The organism is Mycolicibacterium brisbanense (assembly GCF_001570425.1).
In the GTDB taxonomy this organism is placed as follows: Bacteria; Actinomycetota; Actinomycetes; order Mycobacteriales; family Mycobacteriaceae; genus Mycobacterium; species Mycobacterium brisbanense.
Map to the genome: position 1 here is coordinate 126,956 of NZ_BCSX01000039.1, position 17,421 is coordinate 144,376.

The 17,421-nt window shown below is 60.8% G+C and carries 14 protein-coding genes and 1 pseudogene; 14 read left to right on the plus strand and 1 reads right to left on the minus strand.

Annotated elements, in window-relative coordinates; genetic code table 11:
• Positions 1-29: 29 nt before the first annotated feature.
• The 11 genes from RMCB_RS21505 to RMCB_RS21555 all read left to right on the plus strand — a co-directional run bounded on the left by RMCB_RS21505 (position 30) and on the right by RMCB_RS21555 (position 13,393).
• A complete protein-coding gene (locus RMCB_RS21505) occupies positions 30-1,547 on the plus strand; it encodes a flavin-containing monooxygenase (RefSeq protein WP_011560579.1) in 1,518 nt (505 codons plus the stop codon).
• Positions 1,544-2,509, plus strand: coding sequence for an alpha/beta hydrolase (locus RMCB_RS21510; protein WP_012296509.1), 966 nt, complete (start codon positions 1,544-1,546; stop codon positions 2,507-2,509). The genes RMCB_RS21505 and RMCB_RS21510 overlap by 4 nt, the downstream gene beginning before the upstream one ends.
• A 76-nt stretch (positions 2,510-2,585) precedes the next feature.
• Entirely contained in the window at positions 2,586-4,085 is a 1,500-nt protein-coding gene (locus RMCB_RS21515; RefSeq protein WP_017205328.1) for a flavin-containing monooxygenase, read from the plus strand.
• A 145-nt stretch (positions 4,086-4,230) separates the two neighbouring features.
• A complete protein-coding gene (locus RMCB_RS21520) occupies positions 4,231-5,688 on the plus strand; it encodes a cytochrome P450 (RefSeq protein WP_011560575.1) in 1,458 nt (485 codons plus the stop codon).
• Positions 5,685-6,338: a transglutaminase-like domain-containing protein gene (locus RMCB_RS21525; RefSeq protein ID WP_011560574.1), complete on the plus strand. Its 654-nt coding sequence runs from the start codon at positions 5,685-5,687 to the stop codon at positions 6,336-6,338. The genes RMCB_RS21520 and RMCB_RS21525 overlap by 4 nt, the downstream gene beginning before the upstream one ends.
• Before the next feature lie 26 nt (positions 6,339-6,364).
• Positions 6,365-7,984: a fatty acid--CoA ligase gene (locus RMCB_RS21530; RefSeq protein WP_017205326.1), complete on the plus strand. Its 1,620-nt coding sequence runs from the start codon at positions 6,365-6,367 to the stop codon at positions 7,982-7,984.
• A gap of 38 nt (positions 7,985-8,022) precedes the next feature.
• Positions 8,023-9,168 (plus strand): acyl-CoA dehydrogenase family protein, encoded by a 1,146-nt coding sequence (locus tag RMCB_RS21535; protein ID WP_005086582.1) that lies wholly within the window; start codon positions 8,023-8,025, stop codon positions 9,166-9,168.
• A 49-nt stretch (positions 9,169-9,217) separates the two neighbouring features.
• On the plus strand, positions 9,218-10,276 hold the full coding sequence (locus tag RMCB_RS21540; RefSeq protein ID WP_005086581.1) for a BtrH N-terminal domain-containing protein: 1,059 nt from the start codon (positions 9,218-9,220) through the stop codon (positions 10,274-10,276).
• A 91-nt stretch (positions 10,277-10,367) separates the two neighbouring features.
• Entirely contained in the window at positions 10,368-10,778 is a 411-nt protein-coding gene (locus RMCB_RS21545) for an SCP2 sterol-binding domain-containing protein (protein WP_005110592.1), read from the plus strand.
• Between the two features lie 148 nt (positions 10,779-10,926).
• Positions 10,927-12,033, plus strand: coding sequence for an NDMA-dependent alcohol dehydrogenase (locus RMCB_RS21550; protein WP_011560572.1), 1,107 nt, complete (start codon positions 10,927-10,929; stop codon positions 12,031-12,033).
• Positions 12,034-12,193: 160 nt separating this feature from the next.
• A complete protein-coding gene (locus RMCB_RS21555) occupies positions 12,194-13,393 on the plus strand; it encodes an acyl-CoA dehydrogenase family protein (protein ID WP_011856018.1) in 1,200 nt (399 codons plus the stop codon).
• A gap of 40 nt (positions 13,394-13,433) precedes the next feature.
• Here the strand turns inward: RMCB_RS21555 and RMCB_RS21560 are convergent.
• Positions 13,434-13,877: pseudogene (locus RMCB_RS21560) on the minus strand (DDE-type integrase/transposase/recombinase); the annotation flags it as partial.
• Between the two features lie 68 nt (positions 13,878-13,945).
• Here RMCB_RS21560 and RMCB_RS21565 point away from each other — a divergent pair.
• The 3 genes from RMCB_RS21565 (at position 13,946) to RMCB_RS21580 (ending at position 17,374) form a co-directional block, all read left to right on the plus strand.
• A protein-coding gene (locus tag RMCB_RS21565) for an IS3 family transposase (protein WP_225323256.1) occupies positions 13,946-15,108 on the plus strand; the annotation gives its coding sequence in 2 pieces (ribosomal slippage) (positions 13,946-14,230 and positions 14,233-15,108; 1,161 coding nt in all).
• Positions 15,109-15,722: 614 nt separating this feature from the next.
• Positions 15,723-16,634, plus strand: a complete 912-nt coding sequence (locus tag RMCB_RS36295; RefSeq protein WP_017205323.1) for a hypothetical protein — start codon at positions 15,723-15,725, stop codon at positions 16,632-16,634.
• Positions 16,631-17,374: a nucleotidyl transferase AbiEii/AbiGii toxin family protein gene (locus tag RMCB_RS21580; RefSeq protein ID WP_011560566.1), complete on the plus strand. Its 744-nt coding sequence runs from the start codon at positions 16,631-16,633 to the stop codon at positions 17,372-17,374. The genes RMCB_RS36295 and RMCB_RS21580 overlap by 4 nt, the downstream gene beginning before the upstream one ends.
• Positions 17,375-17,421 lie beyond the last annotated feature (47 nt).

The window sequence follows — 17,421 nt, forward strand, 5'->3', positions numbered from 1 at the left end:
GCTGACCGTCAGAACGGTGAAATACAGGAATGGATCGCAAGTCCGACCGTAATTACGAGATAATTATCATAGGAGCTGGATTTTCCGGCATCGGGTCTGGCATTAGCTTGATGAAGGCGGGATTTACCGACTTCTTGATGGTTGATGACGCCGATGGCGTAGGTGGTACGTGGCACTGGAACACCTACCCGGGTATCGCTGTCGATATACCGTCGTTCAGTTATCAATTCTCATACGAAATGCGGCCCTCTTGGTCGCGCACGTACGCCCACGGCAATGAGCTCAAAGCCTATGCCGAGCGATGTGTTGAAAAGTATCGGCTCTGGGACCATATTCGTTTCAACACAACCATTACCGAGGCTTGTTTCGACGAGAACGCAACACGGTGGCATTTGACCAGTGCCAATGGTGAGGAGTTCACGGCACGCTTCGTGATAAATTGCTCCGGCGTTCTCAGTCGGCCAAAGTGGCCTGAAATCAAGGGGGTGCGAGATTTCGCCGGCGTTACGCTCCACACGGCTAGATGGGACAATGCCAAAGATCTCAGCGGGAAGAGGGTTGCAGTAATCGGTACCGGTGCATCGGCGGTGCAACTGATACCCGAAGTCGCAAAGAAAGCAGAGAGTCTGACGGTATTTCAGCGAACTCCAATTTATTGTCTGCCGAAGCCAGACTTCCCCATACCGACGTGGGGTGGAAGGCTTCTACATTTCCTGCCGGGGGCACAATTGGCGACCCGGACCGCCAGCCAGGCGTTCGTGGAAATCACTTTCCCAATCGCCGCTCACTTTCATACGGTGATACCGTTCGCCGATGTCATGGAGAGCGCCGCAAAGCGGTACATGCGGCGTGAGGTCCATGACCCGACGACGAGAGAACAACTCATTCCGCGCTACTCGTTGGGCTGTAAACGACCCAGCTTCCACAATTCCTATCTCGCAACGTACAACCGGTCCAACGTTTCGCTCGAGACGAGCGGCATAACCCATATCGACCATGCATCCGTCCATACTCGAGACGGCAAAGCTCATCCCATTGACGTCTTGATCCTGGCCACCGGCTTCAAAGTGATGGAGTCGGGCAACATGCCAACTTACGTATTGAAGGGACGCGGCGGGCTGGAGCAGGCTACATGGTGGGACGAGCATCGACTGCAGGCCTTCGAAGGGGTGAGCGTCCCGGGATTTCCGAATCATTTCAACATCTTCGGCCCGTACGGCTACAACGGTTCCTCGTACTTCACGCTCATCGAGGCGCAGAGTCGGCACATCGTCCGGTGTCTTCGTCGCGCGCGGGCGCTGGGTGCTAACTGCGTGGAGGTCAAGAAGGAGGCGAACGACCGTTATTTCGCCGAAGTGCTAAGGCGGCGTCACAGACAGGTTTTCTGGCAGCCGAGCTGTTCCAATGCCAACAGCTACTACTTCGACAGGCACGGTGACGTTCCACTCCGTCCATCAACGACTCTGGAGACCTATTGGCGGAGCCGCACCTTTCGCCTCTCGGACTACCGATTCGAGAATCGGCCCGAAGAGGTGTGTCCCCGGTGACCAGAATGGATGCCCCTGACTGGCAGCCCAGTCTTGCCAGTCATCTCGTCGCGATGTCCTCGCGAACCACGCTGCGGCCACTGGCGCAGCTGATGCCATCAAACGCCTACGGACTTGCGGTGATGGATCGCGTGCTTCGAACAGCGCTCGTAGCCTCACGGCCTCGGCGCGGCGTCACAGTGCGCAAGGTTGACACTGTATTCGCCGGAGGCCCGGTTCGTGGGGACTGGATCACCACGCCTGCCATTAATCCGCATGCCAACCCTTTGCTGTACATCCACGGCGGCGCCTATTCTATGTGCTCGCCGGAGACGCACCGCGGTCTTCTTGGTGAACTCGCCTCGGCGAGCGGGCGCCCCATCTTCGCAGTGAAGTATCGTCTTGCCCCGCGGTATCCCTATCCCGCAGCCGCGGACGATGCGCTGAATGCGTATCGCTGGCTTACCAGCGGAGGGTCCCCGGGTTCTTGTCAGCGCACCGTCGCGGTTGCCGGCGATTCAGCGGGCGGTCAGCTCACGATGGCCACGGCCTTGGGCGCACGTGCAGTTGGATTGCCGCTCCCTGATGCGATGCTGCTGATGTCTCCCGTCCTGGATCTCAGGTGCGAACTTGCCAGAGCGCGTGAAATTCGCCGCCGGGATCCTTTTGCCTCCGCTCAATCAGCGGCGCGCGCTCTTGACCTCTACGTAGGTGGCGCAGATCGCGGAGATCCGCGCCTCAGCGTGCTTGACGCGGACCTCACCTCGATGCCGCCGATCCTCATTCAGGTGGGCGGGAGAGAAATGTTGATCGATGACTCGCGCCGTCTCGCCGAGCGACTTCAATCAGCTGGATCCCACGTCGAGATCCAGGTATACCGGGGACAGATCCATGTATTCCAGGCTATGTTCCGGATTCTTCCCGAAGCCCGAGACGCGATTCATCGAGCGGGACGCTTCCTTGAAGCCTCGGAAGTCAGGTGAAAGTGTCCGAACAGGCAATGCTCCTACACCTACACCACCTCGACCGCCGCAGCGTGAAGTCAGTCGTCTCTGCCTCATGAGCAGCAACTTCGCGACGGCCTGTCGCGCATACGATCCGTCGATCGTGATCATCGGGGCCGGCTTCGCCGGGGTTGCGATGGCCCACCGGCTGAAGAAGGACGGGTTCACGAACTTCACGATCCTGGAAAAGGCTGCAGACATCGGGGGTGTTTGGCGTGACAACACCTATCCGGGAGCGGCCTGCGACGTGCCGTCAGCGTTGTACTCACTCTCGTACAAGCCCAATCCTCGTTGGTCACGGCGATATGCCGAGCAACCCGAGATACTCAAGTACCTCCAACAACTCGTGGAGAGTGGCGGACTGGCCGCGCATCTGCGTACCCAGACCGAAGTTGTCGCAATGACCTTCGATGACCAGCTAGGGCGTTGGACCCTGGTTACGAACTCGAACGAGACAATAACCTGCGATGTCGTCGTCTCGGCCGTGGGTCAGCTCTCCTTGCCCCACGTACCCGTTATTGCCGACGCAGACACCTTCCAGGGGCCGCGCTTTCATTCGGCGCGTTGGGACCGATCGGTTTCGCTTCGCGGCAAGCAAGTAGCCGTCATCGGCACAGGAGCTAGTGCCATCCAATTCGTGCCACACATCGCCCAGGAGGCGGAGCATGTCACGCTATATCAGCGCACGGCTCCGTGGATCTTGCCGAAGTGGGACAGCAGGTATGGAGTCCTTCACGACAGGGTGAGCGAGTTATTGCCGATGGCGCTGCGCCTCGAGCGTTTCGCGGTATGGCTAATTTTCGAGTTGCTCGCTGTGACGCTAGTCGACGCGAAGCCCCTCTCACGCGTCCTCGGTGCGATCGCGCGCCGCCACCTACATCGGCAGGTTGCTAGCCCATCTTTGCGCGAGCAATTGATGCCTTCGGACGCGCCAGGGTGCAAGCGAGTGCTGTTCTCGAATGATTACTATCCAGCAATCGCGAGTGATCGCGTGTCGTTGGTGCCGAAGGCTATCGCAGAGCTCTGCGACAACGGTGTCAAGACCGTGGATGGAGAGTTTCGTCCTGCAGATGTCGTGATCTACGGAACCGGGTTTCGCGCCACCGATTTTCTCGCCCCGATGTCCGTGCGCGGCTCTCGCGGAGTCTCCTTGGCCGAGGTGTGGAAGACCCAGGCGTACGCATATCTGGGCATCACTGTCCCCATGTTCCCGAACCTGTTCCTGCTTTATGGTCCCAACACGAATGTGGGCTCGGGGTCGATCCTCTACATGATCGAGTCACAAGTCCGTCACATCGCAACGCTCATCAAAGCCGTGGCTGCTCATCCGGGTCATGCGATCGATGTCAGGACGGAGAGCGCGCAACGCTACAACACGCGCTTGAGAAGGCGACTACGGAGGTCGGTGTGGGCGCTGTGTGCGAGCTGGTATCGAACCTCGAGCGGGGAAATCCCGACGAACTGGCCGGGGCCTACCTTGGTTTATCGACTCCTTACCCGGAAGCCGCACAGCGGCGATTACGTCTTGAGAAACGTCGGGCGTCTAAAGGTCTGAGACCCTGCAGAACCGAGCCTGGCCGACTAAGGGCACGAGACGCGCACTTAACCGCTAGGCCAATAATGTCTAGATATTGACATCAATGGCATCTTTGTAAAGACTGGTGGACGCCGTCAAAGCGGCCCAGCGTCCAGGAGGAACCATGACGAATCACCTTCTCGCACCTGCGCACCACGTGAAGGAGCGGTTGTCCTCTGTGATCATGGTCCCCGCGCCTCACGCCGTCGACGACAGATGGCGTCGATGGAGCCGGGACTGGCCGGTTCGTGAACTGGCACCGGCACCCGCGGGCAGTGGATTGAAAGCCGTCCGGGGGGATGCCGGACTGCCCTTCGTAGGTCACACGCTCGACTACATCCGATTCGGCTCGGATTTCAGTCGAGAGCGCTACGACCGTCTGGGTTCGGTGTCGTGGATGGGCGCGTTCGGCACCAAGATGGTGGTCATCGCCGGCCCTGACGCCACTCGAGAGGCGTTCACGAGCGAAGCGAAAGCATTCTCTCAGGATGGCTGGTCCTTCCTGATCGACGCCTTCTTCCATCGCGGTTTGATGCTCATGAGCTTCGACGAGCACTTGATGCACCGGCGCATCATGCAGGAGGCGTTTACGCGTCCGCGCCTGACCGGATACGTCGAACAGGTAACGCCATGCGTTCGCTCGGCAGTGCCTGCGTGGCCGGTGGGCCCGTCGGTTCGAATCTACCCACTGTTGAAGGAACTCACCCTCGACATCGCTACCGACGTCTTCATGGGCGGCCGCGGCAAGGACGAGAGCGATGCTGTCAACAAGGCGTTCGTCGCTACGGTCCGGGCGGCGAGTTCCCTTGTGCGTGCTCCGCTTCCGGGAACCAGATTCCGCGCTGGTGTGCAAGGGCGGCGCGTTTTGGAGGACTACTTCTTCCGGCATCTGCCGGCCGCGCGAGCCGGTGAAACGGAGGATCTGTTCGCTGCTCTCTGTCAAGCCACGACCGAAGACGGGGAGCGGTTTTCCGACGAGGATGTGGTGAATCACATGATCTTCTTGATGATGGCGGCCCACGACACCTCGACGATCACCACCACAGCGGTCACCTATTTCCTTGCCAAGTATCCGCAGTGGCAGGAGGCTGCGGCTGCGGAAGCCGCGGCCATCGGTGACGGGTTGCCGGACATCGAGGCCCTGGAGAAGATGACGGTCATCGACCTCGTGATCAAGGAAGCGCTCAGACTGCTTGCACCTGTTCCGCTGGTGATGCGCAAGACGGTTCGAGATGTCGCCATCGATGGATATCACATCCCCTCGAACACGTTATGCGCTATAACGCCTGCCGTGAATCACTTCGATCGAACGATCTGGAGTGATCCGGAGCGGTTCGATCCCTCACGTTTCGACGAGCCTCGGCGCGAAGACCAACACCACCGATTCGCCTGGGTTCCGTTCGGAGGTGGAGCGCACAAGTGCATCGGCATGCAATTCGGGACGCTCGAAGTCAAAGCAATCCTGCACAGGATGCTGCGTTCGTTCACTTGGAAGGTTCCGGAGAACTATCACGTCCGATGGGACAACACCTCGCTGCCCATTCCGGTGGACGGACTTCCGTTGGAGATGAAGCGCCGATGACCGTCGACCACAGCCCCTACCTCGAACCCACGGAGTTTCTTGACTGGCAACAAGATTCGGTACGTGACTTCGTGTCATCGGCGATCCGTGGTGCCTGCGGCGACACCGAGAAGGCCATCGCCATCTTCACCGCGGTCCGTGACTCCATTTGGTACGACCCCTACACGGTGACCGACAACCCGCACGCGTATCGCGCCAGCACCGTCGCGACCGCAGAACGGGCCTACTGCGTCCCGAAGGCCGTGCTCTTGACTGCAGCGTGCCGAGCGGCGGGAATCCCGGCGCGGCTGGGGTTCGCCGACGTCCGAAACCACCTCCAGACCAAGGCATTGCGCGAGCGGATGGGTGGTAGCGACGTTTTCGTCTACCACGGCTACAGTCTCATGTTCCTCAACGGTGCGTGGGTAAAGGCCACCCCGGCGTTCAATCGCGAGCTGTGCGCACGCTTCGGTGTCTCGCCGATCGAATTCGACGGCCGTAGCGACGCGCTACTCCATGGTTTCACCGCTGACGGCACCCAGCACATGGAGTATCTGCGCGACCGGGGAGCCTACGACGATCTACCCCTAGCAGACATCCTGCAAGCACTGAGAACGCATTACGGCACATTCATCGATCAGCCGAACAGCCGTCCCGACCTCTTCGCCTGAAAGGGCACTACACGATGCAAAGCACAATGCAAAATGTTCCGCTCACGGTGTCGGCGATCGTCCAGCATGCGGCAGCCATACACGGTGACAGCGAGGTCGTCACTCCGACCGGAAATGGATATCGGAGAACGCCTTACCGCATTGTGCTGGCGCGAGTGGCTCGCCTTGCCAATGCGCTGCGCAGTCTTGGCGTCACGGCAGACCAACGCGTGGCCACCTTCCAGTGGAGCAACCAGGAACATCTGGAGGCCTACTGTGCGATTCCCTCCATGGGCGCGGTCCTGCACACGCTCAACATTCGTTTGGCCCCAGAGCAACTGGCGTACATCGCCAATCACGCGAGCGATCAGATCGTCCTAGTCGACGCTTCGGTTGCCCCGTTGTTGGCGCGCGCGCTCCCAGCGATGGCGTCGGTGCACACCGTCATCGTCACCGGAGAGGGCGACCTTGCCCCGCTCCAGGGATGCGGGAAGACCGTTCTGCGTTACGAGGAAGTGCTTGCCGGCCAAGAAGAATCATTTGACTGGCCTGAGCTCGACGAGCTGTCCGCCGCGGCCATGTGTTATACGAGCGGTACCACCGGAGATCCCAAAGGCGTCGTCTACAGCCACCGTTCGACGTACCTTCACTCCCTGACCGCCTGCACAGCTAACGCTTTGTCAGTCAGCGAGGCCGACCGTGTGCTGGCCATCGTCCCAATGTTTCACGCCAATGCGTGGGGGCTTATTTACGCAGCGTTGATGTCCGGTGCGGATCTGGTACTGCCTGACCGGTATCTCCAAGCCGAACCGTTGGTGTCGATCATCGAAGACACCAGACCGACCTTGGCCGGTGCAGTGCCGACGATCTGGAACGATGTCGACCGATATCTGGATTCGCACCCTGAGCGGGACATTTCTTCGTTACGGCTGGTCGCGTGCGGGGGGTCTGCTGTTCCGCTTTCGTTGATGCGGGCATTCGAAGAGAAGTACGACGTGCCCATTGTGCAGGCCTGGGGTATGACCGAAACCTCTCCGTTGGCGACCGTTGCACGTCCGGCTCACAGAGCCGACGCGACGCGGCGCTGGGAGCTGCGCGCATCCCAGGGCCGACCGATCTGCGGTGTCGAAATCCGGTTGCGGGACGACGACGGGAAAGACGTGCCGTGGGACGGGCAATCAGTTGGGGAGATCCAGGCGCGCGGTCCCTGGATCACCGGGTCCTATTTCGGAAACAACGATACGGAGAAGTTCGACGAAGGATGGCTGCGTACCGGTGATGTGGGCAAGATCGACGCCGAGGGCTATCTGACACTGACCGACCGCTCGAAAGACGTCATCAAGTCAGGTGGCGAATGGATCTCCTCGGTGGAGCTGGAAAACACGCTGATCGGCCACCCTGCCGTGTACGAAGCGGCGGTAGTCGGCGTCGCGGACGATAAATGGCAGGAAAGGCCGTTGGCGCTTGTCGTCGTCCACCCCGGAACCGACGTTGACATTGACCAACTCCGATCGTTCCTTGCGGACAAAGTCGCCAAATGGTGGATTCCCGAGCGATGGAGCTTCGTGTCCGATATTCCGAGGACGAGCGTCGGAAAGTACGACAAAAAGGTCATCCGTGCGCGCCACTCTGCCGGCGAATACCTCATCGAAATCGAAACGTCATAACGTCAAATCCCTGGAATTCCAACAGTCGGAAGGTAATCATGTCCTCACCAATCTCTCCCTGGATGAATGCCGAATTACTCGAGCTTCGTGACCTCGCTGCGAAGTTCTTCTCGGCCGAATTGGCGCCGCATGCGAACCGCTTTGCAGACCAGCACCACGTCGACCGAGAACTGTGGAACCGAGCAGGCGAGCTGGGCCTGCTCTGCATGTCTATACCTGAGGAATACGGCGGAGGCGGTGGCACTTTCGCGCACGAAGCGGTCGTGCTTGAAGAGCAGGCCCGCATAGGTGACAGCTCATGGGGCGCGGGACTGCACAGCGGAATCGTCGCCCACTACATCCTGCAGTACGCGACTGAAGAGCTGCGCGCGCAGTGGCTTCCCAAGATGGCGTCCGGTGAAATGATCGGGGCGATCGCCATGACAGAACCGGGGACCGGGTCCGATCTGCAGAGCGTCAAGACAAAAGCCCTCCTGGACGGTGACGAGTACGTGATCACCGGCTCCAAGACTTTCATCACCAACGGCCAACAGGCCGACCTCATCATCGTTGTTGCCAAGACAGATCCGAGCCAGGGCGCTGCGGGCATCTCTTTGATCGTTGTCGAGGCTGACCGGGCGGGATTCCGGCGCGGCAAGGTTCTCGACAAAATCGGCCAGCGCGGCCAGGACACCTCCGAGTTGTTCTTCGATGAAGTGAGAGTTCCGCGCTCGCATCTACTGGGCCAGTCTGAGGGACAGGGCTTCATTCAGCTGATGACGCAGCTGCCACAAGAGCGACTCATCGTCGCGGTGGGGGCTGTCGCAGCGATGGAACTTGCCCTGGAGCAGACGCTCAAGTACACGCGTGAGCGGGAGGCGTTCGGTCGGCCTGTCTTTGGCTTTCAGAACACCAAGTTCACGCTGGCTGAAGCCGCGACAGAAACGCGCATCGCACGAGTGTTCCTCGACTACTGCATCGACCTGCACCTTGCGGGTCAACTCGACGTGCAGACCGTCGCCATGGCGAAGTGGTGGACCACTGAGCGAGCGATGAAGGTACTCGATGACTGTATGCAGCTTCACGGCGGATATGGCTACATGACCGAGTACCCCATCTCGAGGTTGTGGGTGGATCAGCGCGTGCAAAAAATCTATGCCGGCACGAACGAGGTGATGAAGGAAATCATCTCGCGTTCCCTATGACTCAGAGGAGTTGCCGCCCGCACGTTAGTCATCTAGAGGAGGAGGACTGATGGCATCGATGGTGGTGCCGTATCGCCACGACATGGGCGGCCACTGCGGATCGGGGGCTCTTCGGGATTTGACCGAATGGGCCGGGATCCGTTGGGGTGATGACACCCCGGACGAAGGCATCGTGTTTGCTCTCGGCGGGGCCCTCGACTTCTCGTATGTTCGCTCGGCCCACCTACGTCCACCGATCTACCTCGTTGGACGCAGCGCGGACCTCGAAGACGAATACTTGACCCGGTTGGGCGCGCGCTTCGAGTGTCGTTCGACAGACGACCCCGATCTCGGGTGGAAATGGGTGACCGAACAGATCGATGCCGGTACGCCGGTCATGGTGTGGACTGACATCGCCGAATTGCCCTATCTGAGAACGCGTCTGAGTATGAGCCGGCACGATGTCGTGATCGTAGGGTACGACGACGACGAGGAACTCGCCTTCGTGGTCGATAACGATCGCGATACACCTCAAGCCGTGCCTTACGAGAATCTACGGAAGGCGCGGGCATCGACGGGATTTCCCGTCCCCACGCGGCACACCACCTACGTAGTCGAGTGGCCCGGCGCGGCACCAGATCTCGGCAATGCTGCCCGGTCGGCCTTCCGTAGGTCCGCGGACGCGATGCAGGGTTCGTGTGTGAGCGCGCCGATCACCGAGGACTCCGATTGTGAAATTCAGGTGCGTGGGCTACCAGGGGTATCGACTTTTGTGGAGGATCTCAAGCGGTGGCCGAAGATCTTTGACGACGACACCCTCGACGGAGCCTTGTTTGCGCTGAGCGCCTTCATCGAAAAAGCCGGAACCGGAGGCGGTCTGTTCCGAGATCTGCAAGCACGTGGATGTCGGCGCGTCGCTGAAGAGTTGAGTTTCGAACCTGCGTTTAAAGCAGCGGAGGCTGCAAAGACCGCATCTGAGTTGTGGACCGCGGTTGCGCACGCCGCTTATGACCGCGGTGCAGATCCGCACCGAAGAGCGAGCGGCGCCGCGTCCGTGGCTGCGCAATTGCCGACAGCCGAACGTCGACTCGCGGAGGCGCTGAGGGAGGCAGGAGATCTACTCCTATGAGTTCTGATTGCTTCGGAGCAAGCCGAACTGGTTGCGACCCAGCAGATTTATTTGAGCGCTTTGAATTGTGTCATAGGAAGGGAGAATCACGATGGCTGTCTTCGCTGATGCGGAAGAGGTTTACCGCTACCTCGCCGGCATCTTTCGACGAGGTTTGGAGAACGAAGACCTTGCGAACAGACTTGCCGGGTCCGGGGTGGTGTTACGGATCCACTACACCGATCCGGATGCGGTAGTAACCGTGGATATGCCGGAGAAGGTCGTAGAGACCGGCGCGGACAGTGGCGTTACACCGAATGTCGAATTGTTCATGTCCGCGGATACCGGCAACAGGTTCTGGTTGGGGAAGGTGAACTTGACCATGGCGATGGCGAAAGGAACTGTACGAGCGAAAGGTCCTGTCACCAAACTGATCAAGCTCATACCGCAGGCAAAGAACCTCTTTCCGGAATACCGGGCAATCCTTGAGGCCGACAAGCGTCACGACCTGCTCAATGTGTGATGTCGGTGCGGTACCGCGCCCGGGCCCGGGTGAGCGGCGCGGGCCTCTGGGCGATGTGCCCGGAGATCATCCAGGACAGTTCGCGCGACCACCGTGCGCGGTCGGGATAACTACTCGAGAAGCGTAATTCGATAGAAGGGACTTCAACATGAAGACACGTGCGGCTGTTTTGTGGGGCTTGGAGCAGAAGTGGGAGGTCGAAGAAGTCGATTTGGATCCGCCAGGTCCCGGGGAGGTCCTCGTGCGGCTGGCGGCCACCGGCTTGTGCCATTCCGACGAACATCTGGTGACCGGCGACCTCCCGATCCCATTGCCGGTAGTGGGGGGTCATGAGGGTGCTGGCACAGTCGTGGAGTGCGGCGAAGGGGTTGAGGAACTGTCCGAAGGTGATTCTGTCATCTTGACCTTCCTTCCCTCGTGTGGGCGCTGCTCGTACTGCGCGCGCGGCATGGGCAATCTCTGTGAGTTGGGAGCGGCGCTCATGATGGGACCGCAGATCGACGGCACCTATCGCTTTCACGCACGAGGCGAGGACGTCGGGCAGATGTGTTTGCTCGGGACGTTTTCCGAGTACACAGTGGTGCCGCAGGCGTCCGTGGTCAAGATTGACGGCGGAATCCCCCTGGATCGGGCAGCCTTGATCGGTTGCGGCGTCACGACCGGTTACGGATCTGCGGTGCGGACTGGGGAGGTGCGCGCCGGGGACACCGTCGTGGTAGTGGGAGCGGGCGGAATCGGAATGAATGCGATTCAGGGCGCGCGAATCGCGGGAGCGCTGGCGATTGTGGCGGTCGATCCGGTGAAGTTCAAGCGAGAGCAAGCGAGCGGGTTCGGTGCGACGCACACCGCGGCCTCGATGGATGAAGCTTGGTCGCTGGTCAGCGATATGACGCTGGGCAAGCTGGCTGATGTCTGCATCCTCACCACCGATGTGGCTGAGGCCTCCTACACCGCGGAAGCGCTGGCCTTGGTCGGAAAGCGCGGGCGCGTCGTGGTCACGGCCATCGGGCACCCCGACGACTCATCGATCTCAGGATCACTGCTTGAAATGACGCTTTACGAGAAGCAGATTCGTGGCGCTTTGTATGGCTCATCCAATGCGCCGCACGATATTCCGCGACTGGTCGAGCTGTACTCCGCTGGGTTGTTGAAGCTCGATGAGTTGGTCACCCGCGAATACTCCCTCGACCAAATTAATGAGGGCTACCAGGATATGCGTTCAGGAAAAAATATCCGAGGGCTGGTCCGGTTCTGAAGAGCATCATGCCCACTGCTGGTCTCCATGTCCTTGCGTTGCTGCAGATCATGCGGCCGGGCCCCTTGGGTGGTTGGCGTCGGGTCCTTCTTTCCCGTCGTGAGGACGGCAAGCATCAGACACCTCATCGATCATCTATCACATTCTCTGGGAGGCTGAGATGACGGACGCTGGCACGACCACGGCAAGCAGGGATGGGGCTGCTCGTTTCGCTATCGCCCCGGAGGTGTGGACCACGCCGGAGCGACGAGCGCTGAGCCAAATGGCGCGGTCTTTCTCGGAACGTGAAATCGCGCCGAAGCTAGCGGAATGGGAGCACGTGGGTGAGATTCCGCGCGACCTGCATCTCAATGCTGCCGAGGTGGGGCTTCTCAGAATCGGGTTCCCGGAAGAAGTCGGCGGCAGCGGCGGCAATGCGATTGACTCTGCACTGGTCACTGAGGCCATCCTGGCCGCAGGCGGGTCCACTGGCGTCTGCGCCGCCTTGTTCACCCATGGCATTGCCCTTCCCCACATTGCCGCCAATGGCTCCGACGCCCTGATTCAACGATATGTCCGTCCTACGCTCGCAGGAAAGATGATCGGCTCGCTGGGCGTTACCGAGCCTGGGGCAGGCTCAGATGTCGCGAATCTGCGCACACGCGCGGTGCGCGAGGGGGACACCTACGTGGTCAACGGAGCAAAGACGTTCATCACCAGCGGAGTTCGAGCGGACTTCGTTACTACGGCGGTACGCACCGGCGGACCGGGTTACGGTGGAGTTTCATTGCTTGTGATCGACAAGAATTCGCCTGGATTCGAAGTGTCCCGCCGGTTAGACAAGATGGGGTGGCGATGTAGCGACACCGCCGAGTTGTCTTTCGTCGACGTTCGCGTACCGGCTGACAACCTGGTGGGGGCAGAGAACAGTGGGTTTTTGCAGATCATGCAGCAATTTCAGGCTGAACGGCTCGGCATCGCCGTCCAGGCGTACGCGACGGCGGGTCGGGCTCTCGACCTTGCCAAGAGTTGGGCGCGGGAACGTGAAACGTTCGGTAGACCCTTGACGGGGCGCCAGATCATTCGCCATAAGCTTGCGGAGATGGCTCGACAGGTCGACGTGGCGTGCACCTACACCCGTGCGGTCATGCAGAGGTGGCTAGCGGGGGAGGATGTCGTTGCCGAGGTGTCGATGGCCAAGAACACCGCTGTGTATGCGTGCGACTACGTGGTCAATGAGGCGGTTCAGATCTTCGGTGGGATGGGCTACATGCGTGAGTCTGAGATCGAGAGACACTATCGAGATTGCCGAATTCTCGGAATAGGCGGCGGCACCAACGAAATCATGAACGAGGTCATCGCCAAACGTATCGGACTCTAGCTACTTGATTGAATCGCCCTGACTTTCCCGGAGGCTCGGGTTATTGGATTCCGGCCAGGGGTTGGTCGGTCCCATGTGCATCGTGGAACGCGGCTTCGAACTCGGTGGGTGGGATGTCATTAAGGTAGCTGTGTAAGCGGCTGGTGTTGTGCCAGTACACCCAGCTCAGGGTCGCGAGTTCGACGTCCTCGACGGTCTTCCACGGCCTGGTGCGGACTGGCCCGTAGATCAGCTCCGCCTTGTAGTAGCCGTTCACCGTCTCCAGGGCATTATCGTAGCTGTCTCCGATCGTGCCGATCGAGCGGACCGCTCCGATCTCGGCGAGCCGTTCGCCATAGCGGATAGAGGTGAATTGCGATCCGGCATCGGAGTGACATGTCAAGCCCGGCAATGTGTTTCCGCGTGACCAACGAGCCATCTCCAACGCATCCAGCACCATGGTGGTACGCATGTGCGACGCTACCCGCCAGCCCACGATCATCGGGTCTGCTGCACCAATAGGTGACATCTGAGTTGGCTTGCCCAAAGCGGGCGGGCTGGAAGGATGTCAGTGTGCCTAGGCCCTACCCCCGTGAATTTCGCGACGACGTCGTCCGCGTTGCCCGTAACCGCGACGACGGGGTGACGATCGAGCAGATCGCCACCGATTTCGGCGTGCACCCGATGACGTTGACCAAGTGGATGCGCCAAGCCGACGTCGACGAGGGCGCCAAGCCAGGTAAGAGCACCAATGACTCCGCTGATCTGCGCGAGCTACGACGCCGAAATCGGTTGTTGGAACAAGAGAATGAAGTCTTACGGCGGGCAGCGGCGTACTTGTCGCAGGCCAATCTGCCGGGAAAAGGGTCTACCCGCTCGTAAGTGAGCTCGCCGCCGACGGGATTCCCGTCGCGGTGACGCGCCGGGTACTCAAGCTCGCCCGCCAGCCCTACTACCGCTGGCGGGCAAATCCCATCACCAATGCCGAACTCGTCGAGGCATACCGCGCCAACGCCCTGTTCGACGCGCACGGCGAGGACCCCGAGTTCGGCTACCGCTACCTCGTCGAGGAGGCCCGTGAGGCCGGCGAGCCGATGGCCGAGCGCACCGCCTGGCGCATCTGCTCACAGCAGCAGTTGTGGAGCGTGTTCGGCAAGAAGCGCGGCAAGAACGGCAAACCAGGACCGCCGGTGCACGACGATCTGGTCCAGCGCGACTTCACCGCTGAAACGCCAAACATGTTGTGGCTCAGCGACATAACTGAGCATTATACCGGCGAGGGCAAGCTCTACCTCTGCGCGATCAAGGATGCATTCTCCAACCGCATCGTGGGTTATTCGATCGACTCCCGAATGAAGTCACGCCTGGCGACCGCCGCGCTGCGCAACGCGGTCGGCCGCCGTGGGGTGGTCGCCGGCTGCGTGGTTCACACGGACAGAGGGTCGCAGTTTCGAAGTCGAAAGTTCGTCCAGGCCCTGCACCATCACGGCATGGTCGGCTCAATGGGACGTGTCGGCGCGGCCGGCGACAACGCGGCGATGGAGAGCTTCTTCAGCCTGCTGCAGAAGAACGTCCTCGACCGCCGCCGCTGGGCCACCCGAGAGGAGCTGCGGATCGCCATCGTCACTTGGATCGAACGCACCTACCACCGACGTCGCCGCCAAGGCGCCCTCGGCCGGTTGACCCCCGTCGAATACGAAGCCATCATGACCACGACGGCCAGTCAGGCCGCGTGACCGAAATTGTCACCTGATCGTGCAGCAGACCCACTTCCTGATAGAGCTTGGCACAGGCCTCTTTGGTAGGTGCACCGTCCTCGCGTGAGTCAGATGCATCGGGGTCGGGAGGCATATTAGACACGGCACGACCTTAGGACGGCGGTCTCACATGTCACGCCGACGCGCCGTTTGCTGTGGTGGGTCTGCTTCCGCAGCGCGGGGACAATATGGAGACCTTTCGGTCACATCGGTCACATCTGTCACAGGCAGCAAACACTCCGAAACGACAACAACCCTGCCTGAGCATTGCGTTTGCATGGTGCGCCGTCAGGGTTTCGAACCCCAGACCCGCTGATTAAGAGTCAGCGGCTGTCAGCGATGCCTGGGCTACCGGCGTCGCCGCGAAAACGTCAGAGTAGCTCTATCTGCTCAGGTTCCTCGACGCTAGGCCCGTTAAACTCCACCAGCGTATGACGGATCAATGGACGGTTTGTACGCCACTGGTTGGTCGAAGTCAAACAACCAGAACGCTATTTATCGACAATAGGTTGTTTGACAAGTAGTCACTGAGTAGAGTAACAGACGTGCTCTCTGCTTCGATTCCTGCCCGCTTGGTCGACGCAGGCGTGCGGATGGTGACTGGTGATGCACACAGCATCACATACCGAATCGATGGCCGCGCCGTAGTAGCGGACCTGGTTCTGGCAGAACGTGTGCCATCTCCGGCCGCAGTCCTTAGTCGTGTGCGCCGCCATCCAGGCCGCCGCGTATTCGTGGTGTGCGAGACCATCTCAGATGAGGCACGTTCAGCGCTCCTGGCTCAGGCTGACGTGGATCTCAGCGTCGGCAGCACCGGCGAACTGGTGCTCTCCGGGCGAACCTACCGAACGCCAACACCAGGACGGCCGCCCCGCGCCGCCAGCGAGCGCAGCTGGCGGCGGCGGGCGGCTGAACGGGTCTGTGTGCTTACGCGCGGTCACCTCCGCCAACGCGACATTGCCGCGGCCATCGGAGTTAGCCAGCAGGCGGTGTCCAAAATGACCGAGAAGGATCCGCTGCCGGACACGCCGATGACCGAGGCTGCGCGCCGGGAGCTCCTGGTGAAACTGGCATTGGTACCTGCGGACAGCGGACTTGTCGAAACGTACTGGTATGGAATGGATCCGGTAGTGGAGCAGGTGCGCAGTGCGACCCGACTCGGCGCCGAGCTCACCGTGCCGATCCTTGCTGGCGGCGAGGTCGCCGCCGACGTCCTGCGACCGTGGCAGGTACCAACCAGAGGTCTGGTCTATGCCAAAGAACTGGTCGACCTCTCCGAGTTCGGTTTGGTGGAGGCCACCGCCGAGGAAGCGACCTTGACTGTGCGGGTTCCCGCCGACCCGACCGTCTGGACGACCGCGGCCTGGTGGCGGCGGGTTCGTGATACGCAGCGTTCCGACATCATCACTGTGGATCCAGTGATTGCGCTTCAGGACCTCAGCGGCGGTGCCGATCTTGGCGACGGTGCACCGCAGCATCTCAGCGACTGGATCGTGCACCGGTGACCGGAACAGCATCGGTGCAAATCGCCTGCACTGCGGTGGCCGACGACAACGGAATGCGTGCACTGCGTGACGTGGCCGCAGTCACTGCCGACATCGAGTACCGCGTCATCGGCGGTCACATGGTGCGACTGCTGCGGCACGTCTACAACGTGTCGGGCATACCGCGACTGACCTCCGACGCAGACACCGGGATCGACGTCAACGTGGCGTCCACCGGGAACCTCCACGATCGACTCACCGCACTGGGGTACACCGCTGAGTGCGGCAACCGCTACGAGCGGGGTGAGCAAGCGGTCGACCTCTTAGTTCCCACCGCAGCCAAACCAGGCAAGCGGATCATCGGCGAACGAGCCTTCGACGGAGCGCCAGGGCTGCGGTTGGCGCTCGCCCTACCGCCGATCGAAGTCGCCGTCACAGCCCGACTCACCGACGGCGACACGGTTGAGTTCGAAATTCCGGTTCCCGACGTCGAGGCAGCATTCGTGTTGAAGATGCTGGCACGTACCGTTCGCGACTCCGAACGTGACCTCCAGGATATCGAGACACTACTGGAGATCGTCGCGTCACAACCCGATTACCACGCTTCGCCGTGGCGCCTGGGCGACCCCAAGATCACAAAGGCCGGCGAGCGCGGCGACGCTGCGCGTGTGGCAGCGCAGATGATCTCCAGTCCGCCGACGAGGGTGCCGGCCAGAGTGCGGGCGCTGCTCCGGCGCCATGTCGCCATCGTGTCGCGATGACGCACCAGCAGACAGTCGTTCGTTTCCGTGCGGCTACGCCGAGCGAA

Excerpts from the sequence above, each read along its gene's own strand:
- RMCB_RS21505 (WP_011560579.1), top strand. The coding sequence starts at position 30 with ATGGATCGCAAGTCCGACCGTAATTACGAGATAATTATCATAGGAGCT.
- RMCB_RS21515 (WP_017205328.1), top strand. The coding sequence starts at position 2,586 with ATGAGCAGCAACTTCGCGACGGCCTGTCGCGCATACGATCCGTCGATC.
- RMCB_RS21520 (WP_011560575.1), top strand. The coding sequence starts at position 4,231 with ATGACGAATCACCTTCTCGCACCTGCGCACCACGTGAAGGAGCGGTTG.
- RMCB_RS21525 (WP_011560574.1), top strand. The coding sequence starts at position 5,685 with ATGACCGTCGACCACAGCCCCTACCTCGAACCCACGGAGTTTCTTGAC.
- RMCB_RS21530 (WP_017205326.1), top strand. The coding sequence starts at position 6,365 with ATGCAAAATGTTCCGCTCACGGTGTCGGCGATCGTCCAGCATGCGGCA.
- RMCB_RS21535 (WP_005086582.1), top strand. The coding sequence starts at position 8,023 with ATGTCCTCACCAATCTCTCCCTGGATGAATGCCGAATTACTCGAGCTT.
- RMCB_RS21540 (WP_005086581.1), top strand. The coding sequence starts at position 9,218 with ATGGCATCGATGGTGGTGCCGTATCGCCACGACATGGGCGGCCACTGC.
- RMCB_RS21545 (WP_005110592.1), top strand. The coding sequence starts at position 10,368 with ATGGCTGTCTTCGCTGATGCGGAAGAGGTTTACCGCTACCTCGCCGGC.
- RMCB_RS21550 (WP_011560572.1), top strand. The coding sequence starts at position 10,927 with ATGAAGACACGTGCGGCTGTTTTGTGGGGCTTGGAGCAGAAGTGGGAG.
- RMCB_RS21555 (WP_011856018.1), top strand. The coding sequence starts at position 12,194 with ATGACGGACGCTGGCACGACCACGGCAAGCAGGGATGGGGCTGCTCGT.
- RMCB_RS36295 (WP_017205323.1), top strand. The coding sequence starts at position 15,723 with ATGGTGACTGGTGATGCACACAGCATCACATACCGAATCGATGGCCGC.